At 58.0% G+C, this 14283-nt stretch carries 13 protein-coding genes; 8 read left to right on the top strand and 5 right to left on the bottom strand.

Going from position 1 to position 14283, the window contains the following annotated elements:
• The first annotated feature begins 4 nt into the window (after positions 1–4).
• The 3 genes from QN399_RS02090 to QN399_RS02080 all read left to right on the top strand — a co-directional run bounded on the left by QN399_RS02090 (position 5) and on the right by QN399_RS02080 (position 4025).
• Positions 5–1342 carry an aromatic acid/H+ symport family MFS transporter gene (locus QN399_RS02090; protein WP_322179734.1) on the top strand — a complete coding sequence of 446 codons (1338 nt, stop codon included), beginning with the start codon at positions 5–7 and terminating at the stop codon, positions 1340–1342.
• A gap of 58 nt (positions 1343–1400) precedes the next feature.
• Positions 1401–2609, top strand: a complete 1209-nt coding sequence (locus QN399_RS02085) for a benzoate/H(+) symporter BenE family transporter (RefSeq protein WP_322179731.1) — start codon at positions 1401–1403, stop codon at positions 2607–2609.
• A gap of 162 nt (positions 2610–2771) precedes the next feature.
• Complete coding sequence (locus QN399_RS02080) at positions 2772–4025, top strand: OprD family porin (protein ID WP_322217738.1); 1254 nt, start codon at positions 2772–2774, stop codon at positions 4023–4025.
• Positions 4026–4071: 46 nt separating this feature from the next.
• Here QN399_RS02080 and rarD read toward each other — a convergent pair whose 3' ends face one another.
• A complete protein-coding gene (gene rarD, locus QN399_RS02075) occupies positions 4072–4956 on the bottom strand; it encodes an EamA family transporter RarD (protein WP_322179726.1) in 885 nt (294 codons plus the stop codon).
• A 232-nt stretch (positions 4957–5188) separates the two neighbouring features.
• Between rarD and QN399_RS02070 the strand changes: the two genes are divergently transcribed.
• Positions 5189–6340, top strand: coding sequence for an MFS transporter (locus tag QN399_RS02070; RefSeq protein ID WP_322179724.1), 1152 nt, complete (start codon positions 5189–5191; stop codon positions 6338–6340).
• A gap of 11 nt (positions 6341–6351) precedes the next feature.
• Here QN399_RS02070 and QN399_RS02065 read toward each other — a convergent pair whose 3' ends face one another.
• Complete coding sequence (locus QN399_RS02065) at positions 6352–7317, bottom strand: LysR family transcriptional regulator (protein ID WP_322179722.1); 966 nt, start codon at positions 7315–7317, stop codon at positions 6352–6354.
• Between the two features lie 246 nt (positions 7318–7563).
• Here QN399_RS02065 and QN399_RS02060 point away from each other — a divergent pair, with 246 nt between their 5' ends.
• Positions 7564–8280: a DUF969 domain-containing protein gene (locus QN399_RS02060; protein ID WP_322179720.1), complete on the top strand. Its 717-nt coding sequence runs from the start codon at positions 7564–7566 to the stop codon at positions 8278–8280.
• Positions 8277–9227 (top strand): DUF979 domain-containing protein, encoded by a 951-nt coding sequence (locus tag QN399_RS02055; RefSeq protein ID WP_330200495.1) that lies wholly within the window; start codon positions 8277–8279, stop codon positions 9225–9227. Before QN399_RS02060 ends, QN399_RS02055 begins: the two co-directional genes overlap by 4 nt.
• Positions 9228–9236: 9 nt before the next feature.
• Here the strand turns inward: QN399_RS02055 and QN399_RS02050 are convergent, their stop codons facing one another.
• The gene (locus tag QN399_RS02050; RefSeq protein ID WP_322182738.1) at positions 9237–10133 is read right to left on the bottom strand and encodes an alpha/beta hydrolase; all 897 of its coding nucleotides are present in this window, start codon (positions 10131–10133) and stop codon (positions 9237–9239) included.
• Positions 10134–10338: 205 nt separating this feature from the next.
• Here QN399_RS02050 and QN399_RS02045 point away from each other — a divergent pair, with 205 nt between their 5' ends.
• Together QN399_RS02045 and QN399_RS02040 are read left to right on the top strand one after the other, a co-directional pair.
• Complete coding sequence (locus QN399_RS02045) at positions 10339–11172, top strand: AraC family transcriptional regulator (RefSeq protein ID WP_322179716.1); 834 nt, start codon at positions 10339–10341, stop codon at positions 11170–11172.
• Positions 11173–11269: 97 nt separating this feature from the next.
• Positions 11270–11659: a cupin domain-containing protein gene (locus QN399_RS02040; protein WP_330200494.1), complete on the top strand. Its 390-nt coding sequence runs from the start codon at positions 11270–11272 to the stop codon at positions 11657–11659.
• Positions 11660–11697: 38 nt separating this feature from the next.
• Here the strand turns inward: QN399_RS02040 and msrA are convergent, their stop codons facing one another.
• The gene (msrA, locus tag QN399_RS02035) at positions 11698–12429 is read right to left on the bottom strand and encodes a peptide-methionine (S)-S-oxide reductase MsrA (protein WP_330200493.1); all 732 of its coding nucleotides are present in this window, start codon (positions 12427–12429) and stop codon (positions 11698–11700) included.
• 61 nt (positions 12430–12490) lie between these two features.
• Complete coding sequence (locus QN399_RS02030; protein ID WP_330200492.1) at positions 12491–14263, bottom strand: cytochrome c biogenesis protein DipZ; 1773 nt, start codon at positions 14261–14263, stop codon at positions 12491–12493.
• Positions 14264–14283 lie beyond the last annotated feature (20 nt).

Raw genomic sequence — 14283 nt, 5'->3', positions numbered from 1 at the left:
CGCCATGCGAAAAATAGACGTCCACACCCTGGTCGACGAGGCCAGGTTCAATCGCTTTCATTGGTTGGTGCTGTTCTGGTGCGCCTTGATCATTATTTTCGACGGTTACGATCTGGTGATCTACGGCGTGGTATTGCCGGTGTTGATGGTCGAGTGGGGGCTGACACCCTTGCAAGCTGGTGCGCTGGGAAGCTATGCGCTGTTCGGCATGATGTTCGGTGCGCTGTTCTTTGGTCCGCTTTCGGACAAGATCGGACGCAAGAAAGTCATCGCCATCTGCGTCACGCTGTTCAGCGGTTTCACCGTCCTTAACGGCTTTGTCACTAACCCCACCGAATTTGGCATCTGCCGCTTTATTGCTGGCCTTGGCATCGGCGGAGTCATGCCCAATGTCGTGGCATTGATGAGCGAATACGCACCGAAAAAAATCCGTAGCACGCTGGTGGCGATCATGTTCAGCGGCTACTCGGTGGGCGGCATGTTGTCCGCTGGTCTGGGCATCGTGTTGTTGCCGCGTTTTGGTTGGCAGTCGGTGTTTTTCGTCGCTGCGATTCCGCTGCTGCTATTGCCGTTGATTCTCTGGTTTTTGCCGGAATCGGTGGGCTTCATGGTCCGCGAGGGACGCAGGCAGCAGGTCGTCCACGTGCTGCAACGCATTGAGCCGGGTTACACGGCCCAGCCCGATGATCAGTATCAGATGGCTGCGATAAAGGCTGACGGCGCCCCGGTGTTGCAACTGTTTCGCGAAGGACGGGCCATCAGCACGCTGATGCTGTGGGTCGCCTTTTTCTGCTGTCTGTTGATGGTTTACGCGCTCAACTCCTGGTTGCCGAAGCTGATGACCAGCGCCGGTTATGGCCTGGGCTCAAGCCTGATGTTTTTGCTGGTACTGAACTTCGGCGCGATATTCGGCGCGGTCGGCGGCGGTTGGCTGGGCGACAAATTCAACCTGCAGCGCGTGTTGGTGGTGTTCTTCGCCATCGCCTCGGTGTCCATCAGCCTGTTGGGGTTCAACAGTCCGGGATGGATGCTCTACAGCCTGATCGCGATTGCCGGTGCGACCACTATCGGTTCGCAGATTTTGCTGTACGCCATGGGTGCGCAGTTCTACGCGCTGGCGATCCGCTCCACCGGATTAGGTTGGGCTTCGGGCGTGGGGCGCAGCGGTGCCATCGTCGGCCCGATTCTAGGCGGCGCACTGTTCGGTATAGGTCTTCCGTTGCACTACAACTTCATGGCTTTCGCTGTGCCGGGCGCCGTGGCAGCGCTGGCGATGTGCTTCGTCTATCGGCGCAAGGTATCGCCGGTAGTCGCGCCGGTTGAGGTCCAGGTTCGGTCCTGATCGTGTGCTGGAGCTGCGTATTGCCCGAGCCATCACTTTTTATCGAGCAACGGAAACCATGAAAACACTGATCAAAGACTTCTCCCTGTCCGCTGCCGTCGCCGGTTTTATCGCGACGATCATTTCCTATGCAGGGCCATTGGTAATCATCTTCCAGGCGGCGAAAAGCGCAGGTCTGCCTGCCGATGTGCTGTCGTCCTGGGTTTGGGCGATTTCCATCGGCAGCGGTGTGTTGGGCATTTACTTGAGCTTGCGCTTCAGGGTTCCGGTGGTGATCGCCTGGTCGGCGCCCGGCTCGGCGTTGTTGGTGGCGCTGTTGCCGGGCATCAGTCTGAATGAGGCGGTGGGGGCGTATATCGTCTCCAGCCTGATCATTCTGCTGGTGGGTGTGTCCGGCGCGTTTGACCGCATCGTTGGCAAACTGCCTGCGGCGATTTCGGCCGCGATGTTGGCGGGGATTCTGTTCAGTTTCGGCACCCAGCTGTTTGTGTCGATGAAGGACAAGCCGTTCATGGTGTTGGCGATGTTTGTCACCTATCTACTGTTCAGGCGTATGAAACCACGTTACGCGGTGTTGGCGGTGCTGGTTGTGGGCTGCGTGATCGCTGTGTCGGCCGGGGAGTTGAACAGCTCTGCGCTGGTGATCGATGTGGCGAAACCGCTGTGGATCAGTCCTGAGTTCAGTTGGCATGCGTTGCTCAATATCGCCTTGCCACTGGTGATGGTGGCGTTGACCGGGCAGTTCGTGCCGGGCATCGCCGTATTGCGCAACGACGGTTACCACACGCCTGCCAGCCCGATCATTGCCAGCTCGGCGCTGGGCACGTTGTTGCTGGCGCCATTCGGTTGCCACGGGCTGAACCTGGCAGCGATCACCGCGGCCATCTGCACGGGACGCGAGTCTCATGAAGACAAGAGCAAACGCTATGTCGCCGGGGTGATGGGCGGGGTGTTCTACCTGCTGCTGGGCATCTTCGGTGCGACCCTGGTGTCGATCTTCAGCGCCTTCCCCAAGGAACTGATCGCGGCACTGGCCGGGCTGGCGTTGTTTGCCGCTATCGCTGGCGCATTAGCCGGGTCCATGGCCGAACCCAAAGATCGCGAAGCAGCACTGATTACCTTCCTGGTCACGGCATCAGGCATGTCATTACTGGGGCTTTCGGCGGCGTTCTGGGGCTTGATCTTCGGGCTCTTGGCGCATCTGCTGCTGACCTTTGGGAGAGTGAAAAAAACGGGGGCGCTAGCGGCCTCGGTACAAGCAAGGTAGCAAGGTAAAAAAGGTACGGATCGGGAGCGTCCGTTACTCGCATCAATCCATCGATCTCTGACTGACTGTCGCGGTTTTTAAAACCCACGCCACGGTATAGGGATCGTTTGACCTAATAAAAACAAGAGTGACCCTATGAAAAACAGTGCAAGCGTCATCGGAATGATGGTGTCAGCGGCGGTGGCCGGTAGTTTTTGCGAAGTGGCGCGTGCAGACGAAAGTGCGTTCTTCAAGGATTCGACGGCAACCTTGCAGGCGCGTAACTACTACTTCAGCCGCGACTATTCGGGCATCGTTGGTCCTAACAAACAGTCCAAGGCTGAGGAATGGGCGCAGGGTTTCATTCTCAACATAAAGTCCGGCTATACCGAAGGGCCCGTAGGTTTCGGGGTGGATGCCCTCGGTTTACTGGGGATCAAACTCGACAGCAGTCCAGATCGGGTCAAGACCGGTTTACTGCCCTTGCATACCGACGGCAGTTCCGCCGACGAGTATGGCTCTCTGGCCGGGGCACTGAAAATGAAAGTGGGCAAGACCGAACTGCGCGTGGGTGAACTGCAACCCAATCTGCCCGTGCTGGCGTTCAGCGATATCCGCTTGTTGCCGCCGACCTATCAGGGCGCCAGCGTGGTCTCCACTGATATTGAAGGTTTGACCCTCAATGCGGGTCAATTGCGCTCTACCAACTTGCGCGACTCCAGTAATGACCAACCGATGTACGCGTTGATCAATGACCCGATCAACCCACGGCGTATCGCAAATATCACCTCCAATCGTTTCAACTACGCGGGTGCTGATTACACCTTCAACGACAAGCGCACCACGGTCGGCATCTGGCAGGCGCAGCTCAAGGATATCTACCAGCAACGCTTCTACAACCTCAAACACATCGAGCCGTTCGGTAGCTGGAAACTGGGGGCGAATCTGGGCTTTTACGACGCTCAGGATGACGGCCAGAGCAAAGCAGGCAGCCTCGACAACCGCGCGTTTTACTCACTGATGTCCGCCGCCCACGGGGGGAATACTTTTTACGTTGGCTATCAGGCGATCAACGGCAAAGACGGCTTCCTGCGGATCGGCGACAACATCTCGCCGCTGGGTAACGAAGTACCGACCTATGAGTTCGCGGCTCCCAAAGAGCGCTCCTGGCAACTGCGCGACGAATACAACTTCGCCGCCATTGGCCTGCCGGGTCTGGTGGTTGGCGCGCGCTACCTCAAGGGCGATAACGTCAATACCGGGCGGGGCTTCGAAGGCAAGGATTGGGAGCGTGATCTGGACATTGGCTACGTGATCCAGAGCGGTCCCTTCAGGGATGTGGGCGTGCGCATTCGCAACGCGACAGCGCGCTCAAACTACCGCACTGACATCGACGAAAATCGGTTGATCCTGAGCTATACCATCAAGCTGTTCTGATCCGGACGTCGCTGTCGGAGTGCTGATGGGCTTCGGCAGTGACACCTCACGCGGCGTTTCTGCGGCGATGGGCCAGCAAGTGTTTGCTGCCTTCAAACACCAATACCAGCACGGCCACCCAGATCGGCAGGTACGTCAGCCATTCATCGCGGCCGATGCTTTCTCCCAGCAGCAAGGCAACGCCGACCAGAAGCACGGGTTCGACATAACTGAGCAGGCCGAACAGGCTGAAGGCCAGCAGGCGACTCGCGAGGATATAGCTGACCAATGCCGAGGCGCTGATCATGCCCAACAGCGGAATCAACAGGTACAGCCGTGGGTGTTCAGCGACGACGCTGGGGTCACCGTTGAGGATGAACCAGGTCGCGATGGGCAGCAGCAGGGCCATGTCGAACCACAGACCGCCGAGGTTATCGTTGCCCAACCGGCGCCGTAGCACGAAATACACCGGATAACCGAGGGCCACCAACAGGGTTTCCCAAGAGAAACTGCCGACTCGATATAACTCATTAGCGACCCCGACCAGAGCACAAAAGGCGGCTATTTTTTGCAAGCGTGACAGGTGCTCGCCGTAGGCGATTCGGCCGGTGACGATCATTGTCAGCGGCAATAGAAAATACCCCAGTGACACTTCCAGGCTACGGCCGTGCAGCGGTGCCCACATGAAGAGCAGGAGCTGCGCACCGAGCAGCGTCGAAGACAGCAGCATGCCAATAAGCAGAGCCGGTTTTTGTCGCAGGCGTCGACCGATTTGGCAAACCAGCGGCCAATCACCACTGATCATCATGAACAGCGTTACGCAGGGCACGGTGAGCAGCATGCGCCAACCGAAGATCTCTTCACCGCTCAGAGGTGTCAGCAGCGAAGTATAGAAATACATGACCCCGAACAGGACAGAGGCCATAACCGACAGTACAACGCCTTTTGACACAATATCCTCGCGCAGCTTCAAGCTTTTATAGGGAGCTTGTTTGTGAAGGGCTCTCTGGTTTCAACCTTGAGAGAAGCGGCGCACAGTCTAGCTGATCCTTCATGGCAGGACAGGATGGACTCCGTTCAGTGTTCCTGTGAATCCGGAACGAAACATTTGGTTAGGCCGCGAGCTTTGTTAGGCTGCTGCGATTGCCCGGTTGAACCTGCCCGGGGTTATCGAAGGACGCCCCATGACGGCCATCAGCACCGCGGCACCGGTTATCCCGGGCCGAATGGAACAGTTTTCCACGCGTATCGGTTTTTTTATCGCCGGGTTCGGCATCGCAGCGTGGGCGCCGTTGGTGCCCTATGCCAAGGCGCGTGTCGGGCTGAATGACGGGACTCTTGGGTTGTTGCTCCTGTGTTTGGGTGTCGGCTCGATTATCGCCATGCCGCTGGCAGGGGCGCTAGCGGCGCGGTTCGGTTGTCGCAGTGTCTTGATCGTCTCCAGCGTATTGATCTGTCTGTGTCTGCCCTTGCTGGCGTCGGTCTCCAGCCTGTCGTTGCTGGTGGCGACGCTGTTCGTGTTTGGCGCCAGCATGGGCGCGCTGGACTGCACGGTGAACATTCAGGCGATCATCGTCGAGCGGGCCAGCGGCAAGACCATGATGTCGGGCTTTCATGGCTTGTTCAGTCTGGGAGGGATCATCGGTGCTGGTGGGGTCAGCGGCTTGCTCAGTGCGGGCGCTTCGCCGTTGATCGCGATGTGGGTGGTGGTTGCCTTTATGGTCATCGCCTTGCTCAGGGCCTCTCCGCATTTCCTTACCTATGGCAGTGAAAGCGATGGCCCGGCGTTTGCCGTGCCCCACGGCGTGGTGCTGTTTATCGGTTTGTTGTGCTTTACCGTATTTCTCACCGAAGGCGCGATGCTCGATTGGAGTGCGGTGTTCCTCAGTTCCTTGCGCAATGTCGATCCGTCTTATGCCGGGCTGGGCTATGCGGTGTTCGCGCTGACCATGACCCTCGGCCGTTTTTTTGGTGATGCCATCGTTCGTCGAGTCGGGGCCAATCGCGTCATTATTCTGGGTGGCCTGTGCGCAGCGCTGGGGTTGGCACTGTCCACACTGATTCCCACTTGGGAAGCAGCGCTGCTCGGTTACGCGCTGGTCGGTGCCGGTTGTTCCAACATTATTCCAGTGCTCTACAGTGCCGTCGGCCGACAAAAGGTCATGCCAGAAAACGTGGCCGTCCCGGCGATCACCACCTTGGGGTATGCCGGGATCCTTGCCGGTCCAGCGCTCATTGGCTTCATCGCCCACGCCAGCAGCCTGAGTCTGGCCTTTCTGATTGTCGCCGTGTTGCTGCTGGGTGTTTCGCTGAGTGGACGTATCTTGAAGGTATGAACCCCTAAGGTTCAGGGCCTTGGTGCCGTTGGCAACGAAGACGCCAGCAGATCACAGATCAATACATAGTGCGGAGCTTCCGAGGGCATCTGCGCTGCGAATTCGCCAACGACTTCCTGGGTCAGGCTGACGATGTCTTCAACCAGCTCCATGCCCGCGCCGGTGCGCCAACTGGCGACGATGTCCATGGCCGGCGGCAGGGGTACGTCATGGATCAGGGTCAGGACGCCCTGCGTCAGTTCTCCGCGTACCAGCGCTGCCGGCAATGCACCGATGCCGAAGCCGTCGCGCACCAGGCGGGTGATGGCGGAGGCCGAGTTCACGCAATTGATGCGCTGCGTCACGATGTTGGCCGTGTGCAGCATGTTCAGGATGTCCTGGTGCGGGCGAGAGTTCCGCGAAAAGGTCACGATACGCTCCAGCGACAGCTCTTCGAGCGAGGCGTAAGGCCGGTCATAGGCCGAGCCGGTCGGCACCACCCAATGCATCGGGTAGCGGGCCAGTACCGTGTTGCGCACCGAGTCGAAACGCAGCACGTCGGTCTGGAAAATAATGTCCTGATAACCCTTTTCCAGTTGCACGCACAGGTTACTGGCAGTGTCTGCGGTCAGTTCGATCTCCAGCGCCGGGTAACACTTCATCAGGCGTGTTACCAAAGGGCTGAGCCAGGTGTGTATCACCGTATCCATCGCCCCGATACGAATCCGGCCGCGTACCTGTCGCGGGTCCTTGATCGCGTCTTTCATGCTCTGCATCGTGTCCATGATGTGTTCTGCGTACTCCAGCACGCGCAAACCTTCGGTGGTCAGCGAAACCCCCTTGGAGTCACGAACGAACAGGCGCACACCCATTTCATCCTCCAGCGCGGCGATGCGGCTGGAAATAGACGCCTGGGTGCTGAACAGTTTCTCTGCCGTGAGCCTGAAGCTTTTCAGGCGGGCGACCCAGACGAAGGTTTCCAGAAATTTGAGATTCACTGAGTTGATTCCTTGCTGTTTAAGGTGTCGCGGTTTCGCATGCCGCACAAATAAGGTGAACGGTGCCCTGTAGCCATAGCGCGCATGCTTTTGGAAATTGCAGGTTGTATGCCACAACCTCTACAGAAATTCTTATGAGGCATAGCGGTTTTTTCTCGTTGGACGCCGTTCTCGGCGTACCGAAAGATTGCTGAAGAATGAAATAGGACTCCATGAATAACAACACAACGGAACGAGATCCTTATTATGCAAACCGCTATCAATCTCTGGCCGCTCCTAGGGGTGCTGGTCATCGTCATTGGCTTTGTGCTTCGCTTCAATCCGATGCTGGTGGTCGCTCTTGCGGCCGTGGCTACCGGCTTTGCCGCGAGCATGCCGCTGGACACTATTCTCGCAACTATAGGCAACGGGTTTATTAAAACCCGTACCTTGCCGCTGATCATCCTGTTGCCGCTGGCGGTCATCGGCTTGCTTGAGCGCCATGGCCTGCGTCTGCACGCGCAAAACTGGATTGCGCGCTTCCAGAGTGCCACGGTCGGACGTCTGCTGATCGCTTACCTGTTTGTCCGTGAAACCACCGCTGCGGTAGGTCTGACCAGCCTGGGTGGGCATCCGCAGATGGTCCGCCCGCTATTGGCGCCCATGGCTGAAGGCGCTGCCGAGGCGCGTTTCGGTAAGTTGCCGGAGGCAGTGCGCTTTCGATTGTTGGCGCTATGCGCGGCAACGGACAACGTCGGGCTGTTTTTCGGCGAAGACATATTCGTCGCCTTTGGCGCTATTGCCTTGATGCACACCTTTTTGCTGGGGTCAGGGATCGATGTCGATCCGATGCACATCGCGTTTTGGGGGATGCCAACGGCATTTTGTGCGTTCGTGATTCATGCCATACGGCTGCATCGCTTTGATCGCCGGTTAGGTCGTGAGCTGCACGCCAATCTGGTGATGAAGGAGGTCGCACAATGATCATTTCCATTCAATACCTGTACTGGCTGGCCGGAGTGATTCTGGCGATCACCACGGTCATGACGCTCACCGATAAAAGTAATCCGAAGCGTTGGAGCACGGGTTTATTTTGGGGCCTGTTCAGCATCGCGTTTTTGGTGGGCGAGCAACTGCCGCCCGCGCTGGTTGGCGTCGGCGTGCTGGCGATGGCTGCCATCGCCGGGTGCGGCGGGGTTGGTATGGGCAAACATCATGACCTGCCCGACAAGGCTCGTCGGGCATGCGCCGGGCGTTTGGGCAACAAATTGTTCATCCCGGCGCTGGCGATTCCGCTGGTGACTGTGATCGGCGCGGTGTTTCTGAAAAACGTCAAATTCGGCGACGTGGCTTTGCTTGATCCGGCCAACAGCACTTTTGTCTCGCTGGGCATCGGTTGCTTGATCGCGCTGGCGTTGGCGTGCTGGCTGACCCGCGACACCCCAGTGCAGGCGATGCGTGAGTCACGCCGTCTGACAGAAGCGCTGGGTTGGGCTCTGGTACTGCCACAAATGCTTGCCATGCTTGGGTTGTTATTCAATGACGCTGGCGTTGGCAAGGCGGTGGCGCACTTGGCCACGGCCTACATCAACCTCGACTTTCGCTTGGTAGCGGTGATGGTCTACGTGCTGGGCATGGCCCTGTTCACTGTGGTCATGGGCAACGGTTTCGCCGCCTTTCCAGTGATGACGGGTGGTATTGGTGTGCCCATTCTGGTCGGCATGTACGGCGCCAACCCTGCGGTGATGGCGGCCATTGGCATGTTCTCCGGTTACTGCGGAACACTGATGACGCCCATGGCCGCCAACTACAACATCGTCCCTGCGGCGTTGCTGGAGTTACCGGACAAGTACGCGGTCATCAAGGCGCAGATCCCCACAGCGCTGGCGATGCTGGTGGTCAATATCGTGCTGTTGTATGTATTGATGTGATGTTTTAAATCACCCGGCAGCGGTGCTCTGTTTGAATGCAATGGGTTTCTCTAGCGGGGTCGCGGCGTTACCGGACTTCAATAGCGTTTGAATCGCCTGGCTGTAGGCATCACGGCCCAGGCTCATGCTGTTGTTGTGCGTGCCGCCAGGGACCAGTAACAAGCGTTTGGGTTCCTGCGCGGCCTGATACAGCGCTTCACTGAAGCGTGATGGCACATAAGGGTCATCCATGCCGTGCACGATCAGTACCGGCATGTGGATCTCAGCGATTTTGTCGATGGAATCGAACTTTTGCGACAACAACCAGCGCACCGGCAACGACGTGTTGGCGACAGCCGTCGCCACGTCAGCGAGGGTGGTGAAAGTGGATTCGATGATCAGCCCCCGCGCCTGCTTTTTACCGCCGTCGCTTTCAGCATCGCGACCCAGTTCGGCGGCCAGATCAATCGCCACGGCACCGCCCAGTGAATGGCCGTATAAAAGCCGTTTTGTGGCGTCGGGTTGCAAGACTTTCAGGCGCGCCCAGGCGATACGTGCATCTTCGTACACCGAGACCTCTGACGGCAGTGGCCCCAGGCTCTGACCGAAGCCGCGGTAATCGATAGCCAGCACAGAAAAACCCATGGCATGCAGTTGTTCGATGCGGAAAAACTGGCCCGTCAGGTTCCACCGTGTTCCGTGCAGATACAGCACGGCGGGCGCGCCGGCTTTAGCCGCTGGCCACCACCAGGCATGAATGTTTTGCGAGTCGCCAAAACCGGGCGCTTTGAGTTCCAGTTCTTCAACGTCGGCTGGCAAACCGTGATACCAACTGGCGGTGCCGGGCTCGATCTGGAACAGCAGAGAGCGCTCTTCGTGCTTTAGCACCGAGCAACTTAACGGCATGCCGAGGATCACCAACGTCATGCATAGCAGCCTCAACCAGTGGGCTTTGATGCGCGAAAAATATAACGTCGGCATGGCAGCTCTTTGCGTTGTGGGTCGTCAGTCGACAGGTTGGCCTTAGTGCGCAGGCTTAACCTGTTTTGGGTTGGCGTACAGCTCTTTTCAACGTAAATCGATAAACGTGTTATCAGTAGTGCCATTCGTGCCTTCTATCCGAGTCTTCACCATGGGTAAACACACAATCGGCGATTCATCCACCGCGCCTGGAAAAGACTGGGTGCTGCGCGCCACACAATCGCCAAAGCTGGAGCGGATTGAAGCATTTTTTCACGGCCATGGTTATGAGATGCATCGGCACGATACCTACGCTATAGGCCGGACCTTGTCCGGTGTGCAAAGCTTCAATTATGGCAAAAAGTTGCAGCACAGCTTGCCTGGCCGGACGATGGTGTTGCATCCCGATGAACCCCATGACGGGCACGCCGGTACCGAGGACGGTTTTCACTACCGCATGTTTTATGTTGAACCGGCACACTTGCAGCAGGTGCTGGGAGGCAAACCGTTGCCGTTTATCAAGGGCGGGATCAGCGGCGATCCGGGTCTTTTTGCGGCGACTCAGGTTTTGCTTCAGGACATGGACTGCGCGATTGATCCGCTGGAAATGGACGATGCCTTGTTCGACCTGGCCACGGCGCTGCAGGTCGCGTCGGGCGTGCACGCGGTCAGGCAAATCGTGGATTACCCGGCCGCGCAAAAGGCGCGTGAATTTCTTCTGGCTTCATGGCAGCACACCGTCACCCTCAGTGAATTGGAGGCTGTTAGCGGCCGGGATCGCTGGCGCCTGTCACGAGATTTTCGTGCACTGTTCGGCACCAGTCCCTACCGTTACCTGACCCTGCGCCGTCTCGATCAGGTTCGGCGCATGATGACTCAGGGCTATTCGCTGACTGATGCAGCAGCGCTAGCCGGGTTCTCTGATCAAAGCCATATGACTCGGCATTTTGTCAGGACCTACGGCATTTCGCCGGGGCGCTGGTTGAAGATGCTCGGCGCTCGATAGCGGGCAGCGCACTACGCTCAACGCTGCACGATCATACAAGACGAGGCCAACCTAGCGCTCTTAAGCTTAGGGTTCATTGACCATGGGAAGCGTCGCCATGCACACGGAATCCTCTAGCCAGACCCCGTATAAAGCCATCAATCTTGCTGAAAAACTCAGCCTGTTCAGTGAACACTGGACACCCAAAGTCGTTGCGCAGATGAACGATTACCAATTCAAGGTGGTGAAAATCCAGGGTGATTTTGTCTGGCATTCTCACGCCGATACCGATGAGACGTTCATCGTCCTCGAAGGCCAGTTGCGTATCGATTTCCGCGATGGAGCGGTGCGGCTGTCGGCAGGCGAGCTATATGTCGTACGCAAGGGTGTCGAGCACAAACCCTACGCCGAACATGAAGTGAAACTGATGTTGATCGAGCCAACCGGCGTGCTCAATACCGGGGCCGAGGGTGGCGACAGGACGGCGCAGAATGATGTGTGGATCTAGGGTCAGGTCGCCAGCCCTTGGTTTCACGAGCTACACGTTTACTTTGCTATGCCAACGAGTACTGGATCGGCCCTGTAGAGGGTCGGCTCCATCTGCTTGAGATTCTCTACTTTCGGCAGGTCATTGATGGCGATGTAGGGACTGCTCGGGTGCAGGGTCAGGTAGTTCTGATGGTATTCCTCGGCCGGGTAGAAGCTTTTGTTGGTTTCAATTCGGGTGACGATCGGTGCGTTGAACGCTTTGGATGCATCAAGCTGGATGATGTAGGCCTTGGCGATTTTTTCCTGCAGCGGGTTCTGCGGGAAAATCGCTGACCGGTATTGGGTGCCGCTATCAGGGCCTTGTCTGTTCAATTCGGTAGGGTTGTGGGCCACCGAGAAAAATACCTGCAGCAAGCGTCCATAAGTGATTGTTGTCGGGTCGTAGGTGATCTGTACCGACTCCGCATGCCCGGTATTGCCGGAACTGACCTGTCCATATTCTGCCGTGTTGGCGGCGCCGCCCGCGTAGCCGGACACTGCGTTCTCGACGCCGCGTACGTGCTGGAATACGCCTTGAACCCCCCAAAAACATCCGCCAGCGATTACGGCTACTTCGTGGTGGGCGGTGCCGACAGGTTCATCCAGAGCGGGTGGGGCGATGGCAACGGCTTTTTCGGCTGAACACGCTGATTGCGACAGGCCTAGTAGCGCCGTGATCAAGCTGATGCCAGCCAGTTTCAACGGCAACCACGAAGCCGATTTCTTTTCGCCCACTGTAGAAGTACTCATTTCTTTCATCCTCACGTTCATCATTGAGAAAATCGCACGCTGCGAAGGCAGAACCACGTGATCAACCGAATGTAAATGCGTAGGCCTGCACGCCGGGGTCCATGAACTCAATGGCAAAGGTGTGATCGATAATGGGGCCGGTCTGGCGTATCAGTTGATAAAGGCGCTGTTCGGTCACCGTGCCGTCACCATTGGGCGCACTGTCAGTGCCGTGATCCTCACCGGGTGCTGCGCCGTCGATGCTGACCCGAAAGCGCACAGGTTTGCCGTCGGGCCCAGGCCCGAGAACCAGATGCAGGTCCCGCGCATGAAAACGATAGATGATACGGCCGGGGGCATGTTCGAGCCTGACCTGCTCGGGCTCGGCGGTCCATTTACCCGCCAGGCCCCATTGGTTCAGATTCAGTTGCGCCGGAGCGGCATAGGTCTGCGCCTTGTCGGCTACCTCATCGCCCCCGGATGTGAAGTTCTGCGCCCGCGCGTAACCCAGGTAGGTTTCAGGAGAGCTTACCTCCGCATCATCTGCGGCCATCTGGACGCCTTGAGCATCGGCCGCGGTGACCATGTCACTGGCAACATTTTTATGACCTGCTTCTGCCAGTAATTGTTGGATAACGTGCTCTGACTGCGCGTAATCACCCTCGCCAAAATGGTGGTAACGAATGTTTCCTTGAGCGTCGATAAAGTAATGCGCGGGCCAATACTGATTGTTGAAATCACGCCAGATCGCGTAGTCGTTGTCGAGGGCAACCGGGTAATGTATGCCCAGATCACGCACCGCCTTGCGCACGTTGTCGACGTCTCGTTCAAAGGCAAACTCGGGCGCGTGCACGCCGATCACCACCAAACCCTGATCATGGTATTTCTTTGCCCATGCGTTAACGTAAGGCAGGCTGCGCAGGCAGTTGATGCAGGAATACGTCCAGAAGTCGATGACCACGACTTTGCCCTTCAGCTCTGCGGCGGTGAGCGGGGCAGAGTTCAGCCATGTAGCTGCGCCGGAGAGGTCGGGCAACGAGCCTTCTACTGGCAGTTTCAGGGCTGAGTCGGCGACGTCCTTAAGACTCACGTTCATCGTGGCGCCGCTCGGACTGCTGTCACTCGGTGCAACCGGCGACAGGGTATTGAGCAGCTTTTGCTCGAGTCCGGCTGTCGCCACGCTGGATACGTTGCTCAGCAGCCCTGTGTCCAGCCCCGTAGCGATAGCGACGACGCCGATTAGCATGGCGATACCCAGGCCTCGACGCAGCCATTCGCCTGCACCCAATGAGCGTTTCATGGCTGTAAACAGTTTGCCGCCAATCAGCAAGGCAAAGGCGAGGGAGGTCGCAGCCCCGGCAGCATAGGCCAGCAGCAACAGGGTTGTGCCAACGCTGGCGCCATGCAGCGCCGCGCCGGTGAGTACTAGGCCGAGGATGGGACCGGCACAAGGTGCCCATAACAGACCGGTGGCAACCCCGAGCAAAAACGATGACTTGATGCTGGGTGGGCCGCCCGCTGTTTGTGCCGATTGGGAAAGACGGTCTCCTGCCGAGACCAGCGGGCGTGTCAAACGCTCGGCCAAATGGGGCATCAACAGGGTCAAGCTGAAGAATGCCATCAGCGCGACGGCCAGCCAGCGACCATATTGGTTGGCCTGCACCACCCATCCACCGCCGACGGCTGCCAGGGTCGCGACCGCCGCGAACGTCAACGCCATGCCGCACAATAGTGGTAGGCCACTGCGCCGGAACGGCTCGCCTGAGCGGGCGAAGACGAAGGGCAGCACCGGCAGAATGCAGGGGCTGAGAATGGTCAGCACGCCCCCTAGATACGACAAGATGATTAATAGCATTTGGGCTGAATCCTGTTTAG

Origin of the sequence: Pseudomonas sp. 10C3 (assembly GCF_036346185.1) — a bacterium.
Lineage (GTDB): Bacteria > Pseudomonadota > Gammaproteobacteria > Pseudomonadales > Pseudomonadaceae > Aquipseudomonas.
This window is presented reverse-complemented; position numbering and strand designations above follow the sequence as displayed.

What these genes read in the sequence shown, in the direction of transcription:
- QN399_RS02090 (WP_322179734.1), top strand. Translation starts at nt 5, where the DNA reads ATGCGAAAAATAGACGTCCACACCCTGGTCGACGAGGCCAGGTTCAAT.
- QN399_RS02050 (WP_322182738.1), bottom strand. Translation starts at nt 10,133, where the DNA reads ATGACGTTGGTGATCCTCGGCATGCCGTTAAGTTGCTCGGTGCTAAAG.
- QN399_RS02080 (WP_322217738.1), top strand. Translation starts at nt 2,772, where the DNA reads ATGATGGTGTCAGCGGCGGTGGCCGGTAGTTTTTGCGAAGTGGCGCGT.
- QN399_RS02055 (WP_330200495.1), top strand. Translation starts at nt 8,277, where the DNA reads ATGATCATTTCCATTCAATACCTGTACTGGCTGGCCGGAGTGATTCTG.
- QN399_RS02070 (WP_322179724.1), top strand. Translation starts at nt 5,189, where the DNA reads ATGACGGCCATCAGCACCGCGGCACCGGTTATCCCGGGCCGAATGGAA.
- QN399_RS02060 (WP_322179720.1), top strand. Translation starts at nt 7,564, where the DNA reads ATGCAAACCGCTATCAATCTCTGGCCGCTCCTAGGGGTGCTGGTCATC.
- msrA (WP_330200493.1), bottom strand. Translation starts at nt 12,429, where the DNA reads ATGAGTACTTCTACAGTGGGCGAAAAGAAATCGGCTTCGTGGTTGCCG.
- QN399_RS02085 (WP_322179731.1), top strand. Translation starts at nt 1,401, where the DNA reads ATGAAAACACTGATCAAAGACTTCTCCCTGTCCGCTGCCGTCGCCGGT.
- QN399_RS02030 (WP_330200492.1), bottom strand. Translation starts at nt 14,263, where the DNA reads ATGCTATTAATCATCTTGTCGTATCTAGGGGGCGTGCTGACCATTCTC.
- QN399_RS02040 (WP_330200494.1), top strand. Translation starts at nt 11,270, where the DNA reads ATGCACACGGAATCCTCTAGCCAGACCCCGTATAAAGCCATCAATCTT.
- QN399_RS02045 (WP_322179716.1), top strand. Translation starts at nt 10,339, where the DNA reads ATGGGTAAACACACAATCGGCGATTCATCCACCGCGCCTGGAAAAGAC.